Raw genomic sequence first — 16,896 nt, forward strand, 5'->3', positions numbered from 1 at the left:
GACTAAAAGGTGAGCTGCACCTTGCAAGCCAGCGAACGATCGCCGGCAACGGTAAAGGCTGAAACGGCATCCTCGAGCGGCAGGCTGTGGCTGATAATCGGCCGTACGTCGATCTTTCGGCGCGAGATCAGGTCGACGGCAACAGCGAATTCCTCGTGAAACCGCTGTGTTCCGTGGATATGCAACTCCTTGCCGACGATGGCGTTGAGGGGAAGAGGCACATCCCCGGTAACGCCGACCTGAACGATGGTGCCGCGAGGCCTGATCGCCGCAATGGCACTTTGAATCGCCGGAGCGGCTGCAGAGCATTCAAAGACGAGATCGAAATATCCCTTTCCCGTCTGGAATTCGGAAAAGGAAGCTGGATCTCGTGCCACATTGACTATGCGGCTGGCACCCATTGCCTTTGCGCGTTCGAGTGCCGCATCTGCAAGATCGGTGATGACGATCTCGCTTGCATCAAAATGCCTGACAACCGCGGCCATCAGGGAGCCGATCGGTCCGGCGCCGGTCACGAGAACTTTCTTGCCGGCAACCTCAGACGCGCGCGATGCGGCGTGCAGGCAGACGGAGAGCGGCTCGCTGCAAGCTGCTTCCGCTGGCGTTGTCGTAGCGCCGACCTCTACGCATTGCCTGGCCGGCACCACCAGCCATTCCCGGAACATGCCCTGCTCGTGCGGCAGGCGCATCGCGCTGCCCATGAAGCGCATCTCCAGGCAGTGAATCGGCATGCCGATCCTGCAATATTCGCAGGACCCGCAAGGTTGGCTCGGATTGACGGCGACCAGCGTGCCGGCTCTCAGAGTAACACCCTCTCCTGCCAGCTCCACCGTTCCGGAGGCCTCGTGCCCGGGTATCATCGGCTCGCGAACCCGGACCGGTCCGAAACCGCCATCCTGGTAATAGTGCAGGTCGGAGCCGCAGATACCTGCGGCTGCCATTTTCAAAAGCACCTCGCCCGGACCGGGGACTGCGACCGGAGCCGTCTCGATCCGCAGGTCGCCCTTTGCATACAGCCTTGCCAGACGGGTCTCCATCACACTCTCCTATTTCAGAAGCCCTAGCTGCTGCGGCAGCCACAGGGATACGGAGGGAATGAAGGTGATCAGGATCAGCGCGATGAAGAGCGGTGCCAGCCAGGGCAGAATCGCCATCGTGGTGCGTTCGACGGACAGTTTCGCCACCCGCGACAGCACGAAAAGCACCATGCCGAGCGGCGGGTGCAGCAGGCCGATCATCAGATTCAGCGTCATGATGAGACCGAATTGGATCGGGTCGATGCCGAATTTTGCGACGATCGGCAGAAGGATCGGCACAAGGATGGTGATTGCCGCGATCGTGTCCAGGAAGCAGCCGACGAAGAGCATCAGCAGGTTCACCAAAATCAGGAAAACCCACTTATTGTCGGTGATGGACAGGATCGCATCGGAAAGAAGCTGGGCGGCCTGGCTCACCGTCAGCAACCATGCGAAGACCGAAGCAGCAGTGACGATGAAGAGAACAGAAGCCGTCGTCTCGATCGTGTCGAAGCTTGCCTTGGCAAGCGTCGAGAGCGTCATCGTGCGGTAGCGCACCAGACCAAGAAACAGCGACCAGAGCACGGCCGCGACAGCAGCTTCCGTCGGCGTAAACCAGCCCATCGTCATGCCTCCGATGAGGATGACCGGCGTCATCAGCGCCATGACGGCGGAGAAGCGGAAATACCAGTCGGCCGCCAGAAGCGCGACGAGGGCAATGCCGGCCGCGGCATTCACCGATACGCCTGATCGTATCATCAGGTAGATCGCCAGCGGCACCAGCAGGACGACGACGATCTCCATGCCCGCCGAGAATAATTGCCGCAGATCGAACGGCGCGTCGGAGCCCCAGCGCTTCACGTAGGCGAAGGCGGCGACGGTGATCATCATCAAGAGCGTCATGACGATGCCGGGCAGGATGCCGGCCATGAAAAGTGCGCCGATCGAGACATTCGCCATCATGCCGTAAATGACGAAAGGCAGTGACGGCGGGAAGATCGGCCCGAGCGTGGCAGATGCCGCCGTCACGCCGACCGCTGCTTCGACCGGATAGCCATGATCCTTCATCGCCTTGATCTCGATCGTGCCGATGCCGGCAGCATCGGCAAGGGCGGTACCGGACATGCCGGAAAAGATGACCGAGCCGATGATATTGACCTGCGCAAGACCGCCCTTCATCCAGCCGACGAGCGCGACCGCGAAGGAATAGATGCGGCCTGTGACACCCGCCGAGTTCATCAGGTTACCGGCAAGGATAAAGAAGGGAACGGCAAGCAGGGGAAAGCTCTCGACGCCGGCAATCATGCGCTGAGCGACGATGATGTCGGGCGCCACGCCGTATAGGACGATGTAGAGCACGGATGCGACGGCCATCGAGATTGCGACGGGCACACCGATCAGCATCAGGAGCAGAAACGAGCCAAGCAGGAGCAGCATCTGGTCAACCCTCGACAGCGTGGAATTCTTCAGGCCGTTCCAGAACGGAGTAGCCGCGGCGCATGTTGGCGATGAAGACGATCACCGCGCGGATCAGCATCAGCACGAAGGCTGCAAACACGCTGTAGAAGACGATGTTGCGCGGCAGGTCGACGGTGACCATCTGCTCGTCGGCAACGATCTGCACATAGCGCCACATCAGATAGCAGCCATAAGCGAAGAAGCCGATGCGCACGATGTCGACGAACGTTGCGAGCACCCGCGCAAGGCCTGCCGGCATATAGTGATAGAAGACGTCCACCTGGATGTGGCGCGAGGTGCGCACGCACATGACGGCGCCCAGAAAGACGACGCCGATCAGGCAGTTGACGGCGATTTCCTCGGTCCAGGCATAGCTGTTGTTGAGCACGTAGCGGGTGAAGAACTGCAAGAAGACGCAGCCGGCCATCAGCCAGAAGACGATCAGCGTAATCCAGTCTTCAATGGCATAGTCCGAGACGTTTGCGGTGGGCGCATGCCCTTCGAATTCATGGCCGATCTCCTCGGCGGTGACTTGCGTATGGACTTCTTGAGACATCATCGGCCTTATTCCGGTTGGGGAAGAAGGGCGCGCAGCGCTCCCGCGCGCCCTCGGGCTCTTACTGGATCGCGCGGATCGCTTCCCAATCGGCTTTCTCGTAGCCGAAGTCCTCGAACTTGACCTTTTCCGCAACAGTCTTCTCGAAGTCGGCCTTGTCGACCTCGGTGACGCTCAGACCCTTTTCCTTGAAGGTGGTGATCAGGCCGTTTTCCTTGCCCTCGATGGTCTTTGTCGTGCGCTCGGCGGCTTCCTGCATGACCTCGCCGAAGATCTTCTTGTCCTCGTCCGAAAGGCTCGACCAGAGCGTCTTCGAGATCACCGTATTCAGGTGATCGACGATGTGCCCGGTCAGAATGATGTTCTTCTGAACTTCGTAGAACTTCTTGGCCTCAATCGTCGTCAGAGGGTTTTCCTGGGCTTCGACCGTGCCGTTCTGCAGAGCGAGATAGACCTCGGCAAAGGCGATCGGTGTTGTGTTGGCGCCGCAGGCGCGCGGCATGGCGAGGTAGGCCGGAACGTCAGGCACGCGGATCTTCAGGCCTTGCATGTCGGCGCATTTGGCGATCGGCTTGTTGGCGGTCGTATGGCGTGTGCCGTAGTAGCTGACGGCGGCGATGTGGTTGCCGGTCTTGTCTTCATAACCCTTGGCGAGGCGCTTGAAGACGTCGCTCTTTGTATAGGCAATCAGGTGTTCCGGACTGCGGAAGATATAGGGGAAATAGGTGACGCCGATCGGCTTGTAGTCGCGGGCAGCAAAGCTTGATCCGGAAATGATGATGTCGACCGTTCCGAGCTTGAGGCCCTGGTTGATATCGGCTTCCTTGCCGAGCTGCGAGGCCGGATAGACTTCGATCTTGTAGCGACCGTTGGTGCGCTTGTTGATCTCTTCCGCGGCCCAGACGGAATCCGTGTGGAAGGGTTCCGAGGTCTCGTAGACATGCGCCCATTTCAGCACCGTCTGGGCATGGGCGATCGCCGTTGTCGCCATGATAGCGGCGGCGGCGCAGAGTATCGTTGTCAGTTTCAACTTCATCGCTCTCTCCTCCTGAGCTCTGGTTAGATGATTACTTTTCCCTTGTTTGGCCCGGCCACATGGCCGCGCCCCTCCTCGCCCGAGAACTCCTCCCCGAAGCTCTCGGAAAACCTCTTCTGCGAATTCGTCAGATGCGTGCGCATTGCAGCCTTCGCCCTCGCCGCATCGCCGGCGGCGATCGCGTCGCGGATGACCCGGTGCTCTTCCAACGCGCTGCGCCACGATACCGGTCCTTCGAAATGGCTGGCAAGCTGCTCGAAATATGGCGTCATCCGCATGTCGAACATTTCGCCGGTGACCCGGATCAAGGTCGCGTTGCCGATGATTGCGGCAATGCCGGTATGAAAGGCGCGGTCGGCGACAAGCACGGCCCGTGCATCATCCACAACACCACTCATCGCACTCAGCGCCTCATCGAGAACGGCAATGTCTTCCGGCCGGGCGCTTTCTGCGGCTTCCTCTGATATTGCGCATTCGATGATGGCGCGTGCCTGCAACAGCTCGAAAGGTCCTTCGACAGGTTCGCGCTCGTTGCCAGACCCTTCGGCCGCATGTTTACGCGTGACGTAGATGCCGGAGCCCATGCGGATATTGATGTAGCCCTCGACTTCCAGCACGATCAGCGCCTCGCGCAGCGTGGGGCGCGAAACCGACAGTTGCTCCGCGAGCTCACGCTCAGCCGGCAACCTTTGGCCGATGGCGAGTTCGCCCCGGATGATCATCATACGGATCTGGTCCGCCACCTGCCTGTAAAGGCGGCGCGATTCAACTGCCGAAAACATTATGGCCTCCCGGCGCGCTTCTCCTCAAGCGCACGACTGGTCAACTGGCCTGACCAATTGATCCGAAGCTATCATCGGGGAAGTTGTGCGTCAATCCGACGCATGCACTCAGACCGGGCTAGTCAGTTGATAAGTGGATGCAAGGGTCCTAACCGCCTCGACCGTCGCCGGATCCAGCGTCACGCCGTGTTTTTCCCGCTCGGCGGCGACAGCCCATTCGCGGTCGCCAGGCGCCATCACCTTGAAGCCTTCACGCGGCGGAGATGCCCGCAAGGTTTCGACGTAGCGTTTCATGGCAGCATCGAAGGTTTCCATGTCGAGGAAGGCTGCTGGATTGAGGGCGATGACGAAGGAGCCGAGCCCACGCGGGGTCGAGAAATCCGGGCCGGGCATCGGAGCGATATCGAAACTCAGCTTCATGCCTGTAAGCACCGCGCTCAGGATCTCGGGAATGCCCGCAAGCCCCGCGCCCTTGAAGCCGAATTCGCCGCCGAGCGGCGCCAGCATGTCGGCCACATCGGGATCGGTCGTATCGTAACCCCGTTCATCCGATGCGACACCTTCCGGCAGTTTTCTGCCGAGGCTGCGATAGAGCTGCACGCGGTTATAGGGCACGGCGCTCGTCGCCATGTCGAAGAGCCAGGGATTGTCTCCCTTGACCGGCACGGCACAGGCAATCGGATTGGTGCCATGAAAGCGCATGGCGCCGTCATGCAGGCGAACGAAGCTATCGGAATTGCAGAAGGCGAAACCGATGAAACCACGTTCAGCGGCGTCGAGCACATAGGCCCCTGCCGGGCCGAAATGTGAGGAATTGCGGATGGCGACGGCGCCAATCCCGAACTCACCGGCCAGGCGCGTCGCACGATCCATGGCCGTGTAAGTCGCAAGGGCGCCGTGGGCATTATCTGCATCAAGCGAGGCGACCGCGCCGAAGGCATTTGCCAGCGAGAGCTTTGGGCGTGGATTGAGGCGTCCCTCTGTCAACCCCTTTACGTAATGCGGAAGCAGACGCACACCGTGGCTGTCGATGCCATAGCGCGTGCCGTGCAGCATCCCCCGTGTCGCGGCGTCGGCGGTTGGCTGGTCAGCGCCGGCTGCAAGCAGGACCTCCCGGCAGAAATCCTCGATGACAGCCAGGGGCGCCAGAGCGCCGGTAAGATTGGTGCTATCACTCGCCAAAGGTTCAATCCATTTCGCTCTATCGTTGGCAGGTCCAGGCATTCTGTCCCCGATAGCTTAGCGCGCTTGACAGGGGATTCGATAGCTGCCTCGCCCCAGACTTGGCGCCTATCACCGCTTGCCGAGCGACAGGCGGAATTGCCGGGGCGTGGTGCCGCTCCGCTGCTTGAAGATATCGTAGAACCGGCTGCTGGAGCCGAAGCCGCAGTCCAGAGCGATTTCCAGGATCGAGTCTTCGGTTTCAACCAGCCGCTGCATCGCTCTCGCGAGACGATATCGCGTCAGGTATTCCATCACCGAAATGCCGAGCACATCGCGAAACGCCCGGTTGGCGGTAGTCGGATGGATATTGGCGCGCTTTCCGAGCAGCTCGAGAGTGAGCGGCTCGGAAAAGTGCCTGTTTATCAGGTCGGTCAGCACTTCCGAATGGCGGATTGCGGGACTGACCGGCGTCACTGGCGCCGCGACCGAAGAGCCCTGGCCATCGGCATGATCGAGGATAAGCCGGCGCAATCGGAGCTTGACCTCCTCGGTAATCAGCTGACGCCGCACCGGATCGCCCCTGCCCCATTCCTCGACCCATGCAGAGACGGTTGGCGGTGTCGTCTCATGGCGGTGGGGCTCGACCACGAAGGCGCCTTGCATGATCGCCTGCCTCGCCTTCTTGTCTATGGACAGAGCAAGAAAATCGACGAGCGGAAGATAGAGGCAGATGAGCGGCGCTTCCTGCGTCACCAGAATCGTCTGATGAGGAATGGCCGCCCAGAACAGGACAAGGCGGCCGGCCTCTACCTGCTCTTGCCGGCCATTGAAGAGATAGGTCATGGCTCCATCGAGAAGCAGGTTGATTTCGACATGGTCGTGCCAATGTGCAGCGCTCATGGCATCTGCTGTGTGACGCTCGATCAGAAAGCCGCATGGCGACCCCGTCCATTCGCCACTTGTGTCAGAATGATCGTCTTTCATGTCACTCTTGCGCTTCGATCCGGGAATACAAATGCCATTAAGCGGAAGAAATTCCGATTTGGAAGAGGCAAAGACAAGGCAACCTTGATTGGCGGGAGATCAAAATGCCGAAGATTTGCCTCGTGGGTGCTGGCAGCACCGTTTTTGCGCAGAATATTCTGGGGGATGTGCTGTCGACGCCTTCCGGCAGCGACTATGCCATCAGCCTGTTCGATATCGATCCCGAGCGGCTGAAGACATCGGAGATTGTCGCAAGGCGCATCTGCGAGGCGCTCAATCTGCGCAGGGTGACGATCGAAGCCAGCCTCGATCGTCGCGAAGCGCTGCGCGGATCAGATTTCGTCATCCTGATGATGCAGGTTGGCGGTTATAGGCCGGCGACGGTGACGGACTTCGACGTGCCGAAGAAATATGGCCTGCGGCAGACCATCGCCGACACGCTCGGCATCGGCGGAATCTTCCGCGGGCTTCGCACCATACCGGTACTGGAAGCGATCTGTCGCGATATGGAAGAGGTCTGCCCCGGCGCGCTGCTCATGCAATATGTGAACCCGATGGCGATCAATTGCTGGGCCATCAAGGAGTTGGCGCCGTCCATCCGTACGGTCGGCCTTTGCCACAGCGTCCAGCATACAGCCGCTCATCTCGCGACATGTCTTGGCGAAGACATCGCCGACATCAACTTTATTTCGGCAGGCATCAATCATATCGCCTTCTTCCTGAAATACGAGAAGCTACACGCCGATGGCAGACGCGAGGACCTTTATCCCCGCCTGATGGCGCTTGCTGGTGAGGGTCGCGTGCCAACCGACGACCGGGTCCGCTTTGACGTGCTGAAGCGGCTCGGCCATTTCGTGACGGAATCGAGCGAACATTTCTCGGAATATACGTCCTGGTACATCAAGGACCACCGCCCCGAGCTCATCGACAAACTCAATATCCCGCTCGACGAATATATCAGCCGCTGCGAGAAGCAGATCTCCGAATGGCATACGCTGCGCCGCGATCTCGAGGGCAACAAGCCGATCGACGTCTGCCGCAGCAACGAATATGCTGCCGGCATCATTCACGCTGTCGTCACCGGCAAGCCGGCGCTGATCTACGGCAATGTTCCGAACAACGGCCTGATCGAGAATCTCCCGCCCGAATGTGTCGTGGAAGTGCCCTGCCATGTCGACAGAAATGGCATCCAACCAACCCGTATCGGCAGGATCCCGTCACAGCTTGCGGCAGTTATGAAGCTTAGCATTTCGGTTCAGGAACTCACCGTCGAGGCAGCGCTGACACGGAAGCGCGACCGCATCTACCAGGCGGCCCTGCTCGATCCGCACACGTCGGCCGAACTGTCTCCGGACGAGATCTGGAGCCTCGTCGACGACCTGATCGACGCGCATGGCGACCTTCTGCCAGGATATCACTAAGCCCGTTCCCACGCGGGTTCTCTCATAGAAGACACTCTGCAGCAGGCGCGCCGTCTTTCGGGACGGTGCGCCTTTGTTTTTGATCATGAATAAGCAATCGTCCAATCTGGAAAAGATCATAAACGATCATAATTATGATTGACATTGATCGAATTGGGTGTGAACTTTGGCGCAAGAAGACACGATTGCAGCAGGGGGATAGCCGGTGAACCAGAGTGGCGGAGTGAAGACCGATCGGCTCGATGCCATCAGAAGCCATCTCTATGCGAACGGTTTCTCGACCATTCAGGATCTCGCCGATGCTGTTGGCGCTTCGCTCGCGACCGTGCGGCGTGACCTGCAGGTCCTCGAACAGGATGGCGCTATCGATCGGGTTCATGGTGGCGCCCGCATCGCCGAGGGTTCTTCGGTCGAGCTCGCCTTCCAGGAGCGCGAAAAGCGTCATCTTTCGGCAAAGCGCGCTATCGCCAATGCGGCCTATGAGATGCTCCTGCCCCGCACGGCGATCTTCCTCGACGCCGGCACGACGGTTCTTCAGCTCGCCCGGCTGATCCGCATCAATCCGATGCCGCTGCGCATCTTCACCAACGGCCTGATCGTCGCCCAGGAATTTCTCAATATTCCAAACCTTGAGGTCGTCCTTCTCGGCGGCCAGCTGCGCAGCGAAAACGCCTCGCTCGTCGGCCCGCAGGCCGAGGCGATGCTGGAAACGATCTGGTTCGATCAGTTGTTTCTGGGTGCCAGCGCCATCAGTCCTGATGGTGCGATCTACAGCGTGGACAGCGCGGAAGCGAGCCTGAACCGGCGCATGCTGTCACGTTCGGCCAACGGTTATGTGCTCGCTGACTCCTCGAAATTCGGGACGATGGCAACCTACAAGGTCGCGCCTTTGAATGCCGCAAAGCTCATCACCGATAAGGGCCTGACACCACAATGGCGCGCCGAGCTCGCCAACTTCGGCGTCGATACGACCTTCGCCGAACTCGGAGCAAAAGAATGAGCGGAGAGCTGATCCTCGGCATCGATGGCGGCGGAAGCAAGGTGCTCGTTACATTGGCCGATAGAGATGGCCATATTCTGCGCACCGCGCTCGGCGGCGGCGTCAATCCCATGGACAATCCGGACTGGCGCCACGAACTGGAGCGACATATCGAACCGTTCCGCAACGAGCAGGGGCTGACTGCCGTCGGCGCGGCCCTGCCGGCCTATGGTGAAGTCGCGCATCTCTCCGCTCTCCAGAAGCAATGCATCGACGAAGCCTTTCCGGACATCCGCAAGGCCGTGCTCAACGATGTCGACGCCGCCCATCTTGGCGCATTTGCCGGTCGTCCAGGCATCCTCGTCCTCTCGGGAACCGGCTCTATGTCCTGGGCGCGCAATGGCGCGGGGCTATCGACCCGAGCAGGCGGCTGGGGCGATGTGATCGGCGATGAAGGCAGCAGCTACTGGATCGGTCGCAAAGCGCTCCAGCTCATCAGCCAGAGCCTTGATGGACGTGCCAAGCCGACGGCACTGGCGAAGGCAATTTACGATGATCTACAGCTCGACATTTCCGATCCGATCAATGCTCTCGGCAGTTGGATCAACGGGCTTGCACGACCACGCGCGGCTATTGCCGCGCTCTCCGTCCTTGTTGACCGAACCGCCCAGCAGGGCGACGAAACGTCGATCAGCCTGATCGAAAAGGCGGCCGACGAGCTTGCCAAGCATCATTGGGCGATATCAAGCCATTGCGAGGCCGGCACCGATTGGACTTATGCGGGCGGCACCTTTTCCAGCCGTCTCCTGCTCGAAGCCGTCGAACGGCGGATCGGCCGACGGGCGATTTTACCTGTACTTCCTCCTATTGGCGGCGCGCTTCTGGCCGCCGCCCAACTTCTCGACTGGCCGCTGGACGAAAGCTGGTTCGGGCAAATCGCGGTCGAGGCTGAAGCCGTGATCGCGCGATCAAGACAATGAGTGTCAACGATAACGAAGGATGGGAACATGCGTAAATTTATATTGCCTTTGCTTGCCTCAGCAGCCTTGGCGATTGCCTTGCCTGCTTTGGCCGATGATGCCAAGCCGCTTGCCGGCCAGTCGATCACGGTCCTGATGCCATCGCCGCAGGGAGCCACGGTCGCTGCCGATTTTGAAGCCGAGACCGGCATTCATGTCGATCTTCAGACCCTGTCATGGGACGACATTCGCCCGAAACTCGTAACGGCGCTGGTCGCCGGCACGGCACCGGCCGATGTCACTGAATTCGACTGGTCCTGGACCGGCCAATTCAGCGCCGCCGGCTGGTACATGCCGCTGAACGACGTGATCGACAAGGACGCCGTCGAGGATATCGGTGTTGCCAAGATCTTCACCGTCGATGGTCAGTTGCTCGGCGTTCCCTACACCAACGACTTCCGCGTCATGCTCGTCAACAAGAAGCACTTCACGGATGCCGGCGTTACCGAGATGCCGAAGACACTTGATGCGCTGGTCGCCGCGGCCAGGAAGATCAAGGAGAAGGGCATCTCCACCTATCCGATCGGCCTGCCGCTCTCGGCAACGGAGGGTGCTTCGACAAGCTGGTATCTGCTGACCAAGGCCTTCGGCGGCGAACTCTTCGACAAGGATTTCAAGCCGCTTTTCCTCACGCCGGATTCAGCCGGCCACAAGGCACTCGCCTTCGAACTATCGCTCTTGAAAGACGGTCTGGTCGATCCGGCCTCGACTGGCCTCAAGGACAGCCAGATCAACGAGAGCATGTTTGCCCAGGGACTGACCAGCATCATGATCTCGGGCGAACCCGGCCGCCTGGGTCAGATGAACGATCCGAAGCAATCCAAGGTCGCCGGCCAGGTGGAAGCGATCCTCGTGCCGACCGAAAGCGGTCAGACGCGCAGCTTCGGCCTTCCGGAAGCGCTCGCCATTCCGAACGTGTCGCAGAACAAGGAAGCGGCTGTCGCATTCGTCAAGTGGTTCACCAGCAAGGAGTTCCAGAAAAAGAACGCGGCGAACGGCTTCCTGCCGACACGCACATCGGCTCTTTCCGAACTCAATACGGAAGGCAAGCTGACCAGCGGCGACGCACTTGTCGCGCAGTCGAAGACCGTCGAGCCGTTGTTCCAGCAGGGAACGCCGCCGTGGTACCCGCAGTTTTCAAGCGCGGTAAATACGGCGATCAACAGTGCGGCGAAGGACCAGATGACGGTTGATCAGGCCATGCAGGCCATCGCTGATGCCGCCAAGCAGGCGATGGCGCAATGACAACAGCCACCGCTGAAGGTGTGGCAGCCAAGCGTAGTGTCGGCCTCAACGCCGACACCATGCTCGGACTGCTGCTGGTGCTGCCGATCCTTGTGACGATGGCAGCGCTGGTCTTCTATCCGATGGGACGAACGGTCTGGGACTCGCTGCACCGGGTTAATCCGATGCAGGCGGGAACACCCTTCGTTGGCTTGGAAAACTACACGCGCATGCTGTCGGACGGACAGTTGGCGTCGACCTGGACGAATACGCTCATTTACGTCGTCCTTGCCGTCGCTGCCGAAACCGTCTTTGGCGTGCTCGCCGCAGCGCTCATCAATCAGGTGAAAGTCGGGCGGCAATGGGTGCTTGCGGCCGTCATCCTGCCCTGGGCGCTTCCCGGCGTCGTCAACTCCGTCATCTGGCTGTGGATCTACCAGCCCGGCGCCGGCCTCTTGAACGGCATCCTCGTCGCACTTGGCCTGCCCTTCGAAAATCATGTCTGGTTCAACGACCGGACGAGCGCGATCATCGCAGTCACCGTCGTGCATGTCTGGCGCATGATGCCGCTGACGATCGTCATCGTGCTCGCCGCCATGCAGAGCATCCCGGCCCATCTTTACGAGGCCGCCCGTATCGACGGCGCGACGCGCGTGCAGATGTTCAGCCTGGTGACGCTTCCCCTCATACGCAGCGCCATTGCCGTTGCCATGACGAACGCGACCGTCAACGCCTTCAACCTCTTCGACGAGGCGTGGGTATTGGCAGGGTCGAGCCTCGAAACGCGGCCGATCCTCGTCCAGATCTATCTCGAGACATTTCAGAACCTGCGCTTCTCCTACGGCATGGCGCTTTCGGTCGTCATCACGCTGGTGTCGCTGCTCGTCTCGCTCGTTTACGTCCTGCGCGTCTATCGCAACACACGGTTCGACTGATGAAACCAAGCTTTCTCCATCGTCTGATGCTTTGGGCCGGTCTTGCCGTGCTACTGATCTGGTCGCTCGGTCCGATCTATTGGACGCTCGCAAGCTCCGTGACGCCGACGGAAGATTTTTCCACGCGGCCGATCCGCTTCTTCCCGCAGCATTTCACGCTTGACCACTATTCGCGCCTGCTCGGCATCAACATCTCACGGATCGGCGGGGTGGAGGTCTGGAAACAGTTCCGCGCCGCGCTGCTCAACAGTATGATCACTTCGGCGGCTGCCACGCTGCTTTGTGTCGCAATCTCGGCACTCGGCGCCTACGCCTTCACCAGGATGCGCTTTCCCGCACGTCAGATTCTGTTTGGCGCTGTCGTCGCGACACTGGCCATTCCTGCCTATGCGGTGCTGATCCCGCTCTATCAGATCATGATCAAGATGCACCTGGTTGATACCTATACCGGGGTCTCGCTGATCTATGTCTCGGCCTATCTGCCGCTCTCGCTCTGGCTATTGCGCAGTGTGTTCGAGCAGCTTCCGATCGCGCTCGAAGAGGCGGCACAGATCGATGGTGCCGGCCGCCTCTATATTTTCTTCAAGATCGTGCTGCCGCTTGCCGGTCCCGGCCTGACGGCGGCTGCCATCCTGACCTTCCTGGGGGCGTGGGGCCAGTATCTCGTCCCCCTCATCTTCTCGCCGCAGGCGACAAAACCCCTGACGGTTCTCATTCCCGAATTCGTCACCAAGAACTTCATCGACTACGGGCTGATCACGGCAAGCGGATCGATTGCGATCGTCATCCCTGCCCTCGTCGTCATCTTCCTCAACCGTTACCTCGTCAGCGGTCTGCTGGCTGGTTCGGTCAAATAATCGGAGACATCATGAACACGACCGAAAAGGTAATCTTCGAGCAGTTCCCTTATTGGGAAAAGGCTATCGGCTCGAATGCTGCCAGCGGCAAGACAGACGATCTCCTCGTCTTTGTCGGCTGCGGCACCTCTTTCAACCTCGCCTTGTCTCTCGCCGCCTATGCCAATAGCCTCAAGCGCAAGGCGATCGCAGTTCCCGGCGCGGAGTGGCTGAATCGACCCTCATCCTTCTGGCCGGAATGGCAGAAGACGCATGTGGTTGCACTCTCGCGAAGCGGCGAAACGACGGAAACGGTTGCCGCCGCCAAGGCGAGCCGTGCCGCCGGCGCCTTCGTGACCGCCGTGACGGTCGAGCCCGAAAGCACGCTTGCGAAAAACTGCGACCAGCTGATCTGCTCTCCGACCCATCCCGACGAAGGCATCGTCATGACGGTATCGGCAAGCCTCATGGTACTTCTGAGCCTGCAGATGATCGGCCAGACCGTCCCGGCCTCGGTCGTCGCATCGGCTCAAAAGCTGGCGAACGCTCTCGATGCCGCGCTGCCCGATATCATCAGGGACCGCTCGCACTTCGTCTTCCTTGGCGGCGGGCCGCTTTTCGGCATCGCGCTCGAAGGTGCCCTCAAGCTGATGGAAATGAGCCAGCTGATGACGCAGGCCTTTCATCCGCTCGAATATCGCCACGGACCGATCAGCCTCGTCGACGAAAAGACGGCAGCCGTCATGCTTTACAGCTCGGACCAGAGACAAGCCGAGGCCAAGCTTGTCGGCGAACTGCGCGAGAAGGGGGCTGTCGTCATCGGTCTCGGCGGCCCCGGCGATCTGGAGGTTCCCGTCGATGTCGATCTGTCGCTCGCCGGTCTCGTCGTCCTGCCGGCCTTGCAGATCCTCGGCGAACGCGCCGCGCAGGCGCGCCACATCGATACCGTCTCGCCACGCCACCTCACCAAGGTCGTGACGCTGATATGAGCGCCGCCATCGACCAGAACCGCCGGATCGCCCTGGCAAAACTGTTCGGCGGAAGGGACCTGCCCCTGCCGCGCGGCATGACATCCGTGTGCTCCGCCCATCCGCTAGCGATCGAAGCGACGTTACGACATGCGGCCCTGCAGGGAGAAGCCGTCCTCATCGAGGCGACCTGCAACCAGGTCAATCAGGAAGGCGGCTATACCGGCATGACGCCGACGGACTTCCGGGCCTTCATCGAACGGATTGCAGGAAGTATCGGCTTTCCCGCCGATCGCATCATACTCGGCGGCGACCATCTCGGCCCGAACCCGTGGAGAAAGCTCGGCGCCGAGGATGCCATGGCCCGAGCCGAAGCCATGGTGACGGCCTATGTCGAGGCCGGTTTCGAAAAACTGCATCTCGATACGTCGATGGGATGCGCCGGTGAGCCATCGGCACTTGCCGACGAGTTGACCGCCGCAAGGGCAGCATGCCTGGCGAGGGCGGCGGAAGACGCTGCCCGCCGCATCGGTGCTCGTCTGCCGGTCTATGTCATCGGCACCGAAGTGCCACCGCCGGGCGGCGCAACGCATGCTTTGGCCGAACTCGACGTCACGCAACGGGAAGCCGCTTTGAGCACGCTTGATGTTCATCGCCAGGCTTTCATCAAAGCGGGCGTCGGTGCGGCACTGGCGCGCATTATCGCCATCGTCGTCCAACCGGGCGTCGAATTCGGAAACGCCAATGTCGCGCTCTACAAGCCGGATCGTGCACAGACGCTAATCTCCGCGCTCGATGAGATGAAGGGTCTGCTGTTCGAAGCCCATTCCACTGACTATCAACCGGCCGCTTCACTTTCGGCGCTCGTCGATGGCGGATTTGCAATCCTGAAAGTCGGCCCTGGGCTCACTTTCGCATTGCGCGAAGCCCTCTATGGCCTCGACGCAATCGCTGCCATTCTAGCCGGAGACAGAGGCGCTGACGGGCTGAAAGCGATTATGGAAGAGATCATGCTCGCCGAGCCCGGCCACTGGGCCGGCCACTACGGCGGTACGCCCGAGGAACTGCGCCTGCAGCGGCATTTCAGCTACAGTGACCGCATCCGCTATTACTGGCCCGATGCGCGTGCGGCGGCGGCGGTCGAACGCCTGTTTGCCCGGCTTCCCGACACTATCCCGGAAACGCTGATCAGCCAGCATCTTGCTCGCCTCTATCCGGACGTGGTGGAGAAACGCATCGCACCGAATGCTCGCGAACTCTGCCTCGCCGCTATTGATGCAGCGCTGGCGCCTTACGCTGCCGCAACGGCGCCTCGATAGCAGGCGCGTTCATCACCGCATATCGCTCCGGGTGAGCGAGTGCAGATCGATATCAGTTTTCTAGCCGGAGACAGTTATGGCGTCCGTAAACGTGGCGAATGTCCGCAAGAGCTATGGTCACTTCGAGGTATTGCATGGGGTCGACATCGACATCCGCGACGGGGAATTCGTCATCCTCGTCGGCCCTTCCGGCTGCGGCAAGTCAACCTTGCTGCGCATGATCGCGGGGCTTGAAGAGATTTCTGGCGGCAAGGTGTCGATCGGCGGCCGGGTCGTCAATAATGTGGCGCCGAAGGAGCGCGACATCGCCATGGTCTTTCAGTCCTATGCGCTTTATCCGCATATGACCGTCGAGGCGAATATGGGATTTTCGCTGCGGCTGGCGAAGGCGCCGAAGGATGAGATCAGAGGTCGCGTCCGTGACGCCGCGCAGATCCTCGGTCTCGAACATCTGCTCGACCGCTACCCGAGAAATCTCTCCGGCGGCCAACGTCAGCGCGTCGCCATGGGCCGCGCGATCGTCCGCCAGCCGCAAGTCTTCCTCTTCGATGAGCCGCTGTCCAATCTCGATGCGAAGCTTCGCGTGCAGATGCGCTCGGAAATCAAGCAGTTGCACCAGCGACTGCAGACGACGACGGTCTACGTCACGCACGATCAGATCGAAGCCATGACGATGGCGGACCGGATCGTGGTGATGCGCGACGGCTACGTCGAACAGATAGGCTCGCCGCTCGATCTCTACGACCGGCCGGCCAATCTCTTCGTTGCCGGCTTCATCGGCTCACCGGGCATGAATGTCATCAGGGGCAAGATCAGCAGTTCGGGACCGTTGGAGTTCATTGCCGATGGTGGCGCGCGCCTGCCGCTGCCGGAAAGTGCTTCGTCAGCGCGAGGCTCGGAGGCGATCTATGGCATTCGCCCCGAACATCTATCCGTCAATCCGAACGGCGTGAGCGCCGAGGTGGCGGTGATCGAACCCACCGGAGCCGAAACCCAGATTAATGCCAGGCTCGGATCGGATCCAATTGTCGCCACAGTGCGGGAGCGTCTTTCCCTGCAGGCCGGCGACATCGTCAGTATGATGCCGGATCTCGGCAAACTGCATCTCTTCGACGCCAAGACCGAAAAGCGCCTGTCGATCGACTAGCGGCTGCTTTATGCTGCCTAATATCCGCGAAACCATGGCACTGAAAGCGGTG

General features: G+C 60.5%; 16 protein-coding genes. 9 read left to right on the plus strand and 7 right to left on the minus strand.

All coding sequences use genetic code 11. The features are described from left to right. Positions 1 to 2: 2 nt before the first annotated feature. The 7 genes from ACK9YZ_RS27505 to ACK9YZ_RS27535 all read right to left on the minus strand — a co-directional run bounded on the left by ACK9YZ_RS27505 (position 3) and on the right by ACK9YZ_RS27535 (position 6,996). Positions 3 to 1,037 (minus strand): L-idonate 5-dehydrogenase, encoded by a 1,035-nt coding sequence (locus ACK9YZ_RS27505; RefSeq protein WP_416068375.1) that lies wholly within the window; start codon positions 1,035 to 1,037, stop codon positions 3 to 5. Between the two features lie 9 nt (positions 1,038 to 1,046). After that, the gene (locus ACK9YZ_RS27510; RefSeq protein WP_416068376.1) at positions 1,047 to 2,453 is read right to left on the minus strand and encodes a TRAP transporter large permease; all 1,407 of its coding nucleotides are present in this window, start codon (positions 2,451 to 2,453) and stop codon (positions 1,047 to 1,049) included. Between the two features lie 4 nt (positions 2,454 to 2,457). Continuing rightward, positions 2,458 to 3,030, minus strand: a complete 573-nt coding sequence (locus ACK9YZ_RS27515) for a TRAP transporter small permease (protein WP_216760810.1) — start codon at positions 3,028 to 3,030, stop codon at positions 2,458 to 2,460. Between the two features lie 61 nt (positions 3,031 to 3,091). Next, positions 3,092 to 4,066 (minus strand): sialic acid TRAP transporter substrate-binding protein SiaP, encoded by a 975-nt coding sequence (locus tag ACK9YZ_RS27520; protein WP_416068377.1) that lies wholly within the window; start codon positions 4,064 to 4,066, stop codon positions 3,092 to 3,094. A 23-nt stretch (positions 4,067 to 4,089) separates the two neighbouring features. Further along, positions 4,090 to 4,848: a FadR/GntR family transcriptional regulator gene (locus ACK9YZ_RS27525; RefSeq protein ID WP_416068378.1), complete on the minus strand. Its 759-nt coding sequence runs from the start codon at positions 4,846 to 4,848 to the stop codon at positions 4,090 to 4,092. A 108-nt stretch (positions 4,849 to 4,956) separates the two neighbouring features. After that, positions 4,957 to 6,030, minus strand: a complete 1,074-nt coding sequence (locus tag ACK9YZ_RS27530; RefSeq protein ID WP_416068379.1) for an Ldh family oxidoreductase — start codon at positions 6,028 to 6,030, stop codon at positions 4,957 to 4,959. Positions 6,031 to 6,141: 111 nt separating this feature from the next. Continuing rightward, positions 6,142 to 6,996 (minus strand): helix-turn-helix domain-containing protein, encoded by an 855-nt coding sequence (locus ACK9YZ_RS27535; RefSeq protein WP_416068380.1) that lies wholly within the window; start codon positions 6,994 to 6,996, stop codon positions 6,142 to 6,144. A 104-nt stretch (positions 6,997 to 7,100) separates the two neighbouring features. Here ACK9YZ_RS27535 and ACK9YZ_RS27540 point away from each other — a divergent pair, with 104 nt between their 5' ends. The 9 genes from ACK9YZ_RS27540 (at position 7,101) to ACK9YZ_RS27580 (ending at position 16,844) form a co-directional block, all read left to right on the plus strand. Next, a complete protein-coding gene (locus ACK9YZ_RS27540; protein ID WP_416068381.1) occupies positions 7,101 to 8,417 on the plus strand; it encodes an alpha-glucosidase/alpha-galactosidase in 1,317 nt (438 codons plus the stop codon). Between the two features lie 205 nt (positions 8,418 to 8,622). Then, positions 8,623 to 9,417, plus strand: a complete 795-nt coding sequence (locus ACK9YZ_RS27545) for a DeoR/GlpR family DNA-binding transcription regulator (protein WP_183733063.1) — start codon at positions 8,623 to 8,625, stop codon at positions 9,415 to 9,417. Beyond that, entirely contained in the window at positions 9,414 to 10,376 is a 963-nt protein-coding gene (locus ACK9YZ_RS27550) for an N-acetylglucosamine kinase (RefSeq protein ID WP_416068382.1), read from the plus strand. Before ACK9YZ_RS27545 ends, ACK9YZ_RS27550 begins: the two co-directional genes overlap by 4 nt. A gap of 27 nt (positions 10,377 to 10,403) precedes the next feature. Then, on the plus strand, positions 10,404 to 11,660 hold the full coding sequence (locus ACK9YZ_RS27555; RefSeq protein ID WP_416068383.1) for an ABC transporter substrate-binding protein: 1,257 nt from the start codon (positions 10,404 to 10,406) through the stop codon (positions 11,658 to 11,660). After that, on the plus strand, positions 11,657 to 12,574 hold the full coding sequence (locus ACK9YZ_RS27560; protein ID WP_416068384.1) for a carbohydrate ABC transporter permease: 918 nt from the start codon (positions 11,657 to 11,659) through the stop codon (positions 12,572 to 12,574). The genes ACK9YZ_RS27555 and ACK9YZ_RS27560 overlap by 4 nt, the downstream gene beginning before the upstream one ends. Further along, complete coding sequence (locus tag ACK9YZ_RS27565; RefSeq protein WP_416068385.1) at positions 12,574 to 13,431, plus strand: carbohydrate ABC transporter permease; 858 nt, start codon at positions 12,574 to 12,576, stop codon at positions 13,429 to 13,431. The genes ACK9YZ_RS27560 and ACK9YZ_RS27565 overlap by 1 nt, the downstream gene beginning before the upstream one ends. Before the next feature lie 11 nt (positions 13,432 to 13,442). Next, positions 13,443 to 14,399, plus strand: coding sequence for an SIS domain-containing protein (locus ACK9YZ_RS27570; protein WP_416068386.1), 957 nt, complete (start codon positions 13,443 to 13,445; stop codon positions 14,397 to 14,399). Next, complete coding sequence (locus ACK9YZ_RS27575; RefSeq protein WP_416068387.1) at positions 14,396 to 15,697, plus strand: D-tagatose-bisphosphate aldolase, class II, non-catalytic subunit; 1,302 nt, start codon at positions 14,396 to 14,398, stop codon at positions 15,695 to 15,697. Before ACK9YZ_RS27570 ends, ACK9YZ_RS27575 begins: the two co-directional genes overlap by 4 nt. A gap of 76 nt (positions 15,698 to 15,773) precedes the next feature. Then, on the plus strand, positions 15,774 to 16,844 hold the full coding sequence (locus tag ACK9YZ_RS27580; protein ID WP_416068388.1) for an ABC transporter ATP-binding protein: 1,071 nt from the start codon (positions 15,774 to 15,776) through the stop codon (positions 16,842 to 16,844). The last annotated feature ends 52 nt before the right edge of the window (positions 16,845 to 16,896 follow it).

Source organism: Rhizobium sp. ZK1, from assembly GCF_047782645.1.
Taxonomy (GTDB): domain Bacteria; phylum Pseudomonadota; class Alphaproteobacteria; order Rhizobiales; family Rhizobiaceae; genus Rhizobium.

What these genes read in the sequence shown, in the direction of transcription:
- ACK9YZ_RS27505 (WP_416068375.1), bottom strand. Translation starts at nt 1,037, where the DNA reads ATGGAGACCCGTCTGGCAAGGCTGTATGCAAAGGGCGACCTGCGGATC.
- ACK9YZ_RS27510 (WP_416068376.1), bottom strand. Translation starts at nt 2,453, where the DNA reads ATGCTGCTCCTGCTTGGCTCGTTTCTGCTCCTGATGCTGATCGGTGTG.
- ACK9YZ_RS27515 (WP_216760810.1), bottom strand. Translation starts at nt 3,030, where the DNA reads ATGTCTCAAGAAGTCCATACGCAAGTCACCGCCGAGGAGATCGGCCAT.
- ACK9YZ_RS27520 (WP_416068377.1), bottom strand. Translation starts at nt 4,066, where the DNA reads ATGAAGTTGAAACTGACAACGATACTCTGCGCCGCCGCCGCTATCATG.
- ACK9YZ_RS27525 (WP_416068378.1), bottom strand. Translation starts at nt 4,848, where the DNA reads ATGTTTTCGGCAGTTGAATCGCGCCGCCTTTACAGGCAGGTGGCGGAC.
- ACK9YZ_RS27535 (WP_416068380.1), bottom strand. Translation starts at nt 6,996, where the DNA reads ATGAAAGACGATCATTCTGACACAAGTGGCGAATGGACGGGGTCGCCA.
- ACK9YZ_RS27540 (WP_416068381.1), top strand. Translation starts at nt 7,101, where the DNA reads ATGCCGAAGATTTGCCTCGTGGGTGCTGGCAGCACCGTTTTTGCGCAG.
- ACK9YZ_RS27550 (WP_416068382.1), top strand. Translation starts at nt 9,414, where the DNA reads ATGAGCGGAGAGCTGATCCTCGGCATCGATGGCGGCGGAAGCAAGGTG.
- ACK9YZ_RS27555 (WP_416068383.1), top strand. Translation starts at nt 10,404, where the DNA reads ATGCGTAAATTTATATTGCCTTTGCTTGCCTCAGCAGCCTTGGCGATT.
- ACK9YZ_RS27560 (WP_416068384.1), top strand. Translation starts at nt 11,657, where the DNA reads ATGACAACAGCCACCGCTGAAGGTGTGGCAGCCAAGCGTAGTGTCGGC.
- ACK9YZ_RS27565 (WP_416068385.1), top strand. Translation starts at nt 12,574, where the DNA reads ATGAAACCAAGCTTTCTCCATCGTCTGATGCTTTGGGCCGGTCTTGCC.
- ACK9YZ_RS27570 (WP_416068386.1), top strand. Translation starts at nt 13,443, where the DNA reads ATGAACACGACCGAAAAGGTAATCTTCGAGCAGTTCCCTTATTGGGAA.
- ACK9YZ_RS27575 (WP_416068387.1), top strand. Translation starts at nt 14,396, where the DNA reads ATGAGCGCCGCCATCGACCAGAACCGCCGGATCGCCCTGGCAAAACTG.
- ACK9YZ_RS27580 (WP_416068388.1), top strand. Translation starts at nt 15,774, where the DNA reads ATGGCGTCCGTAAACGTGGCGAATGTCCGCAAGAGCTATGGTCACTTC.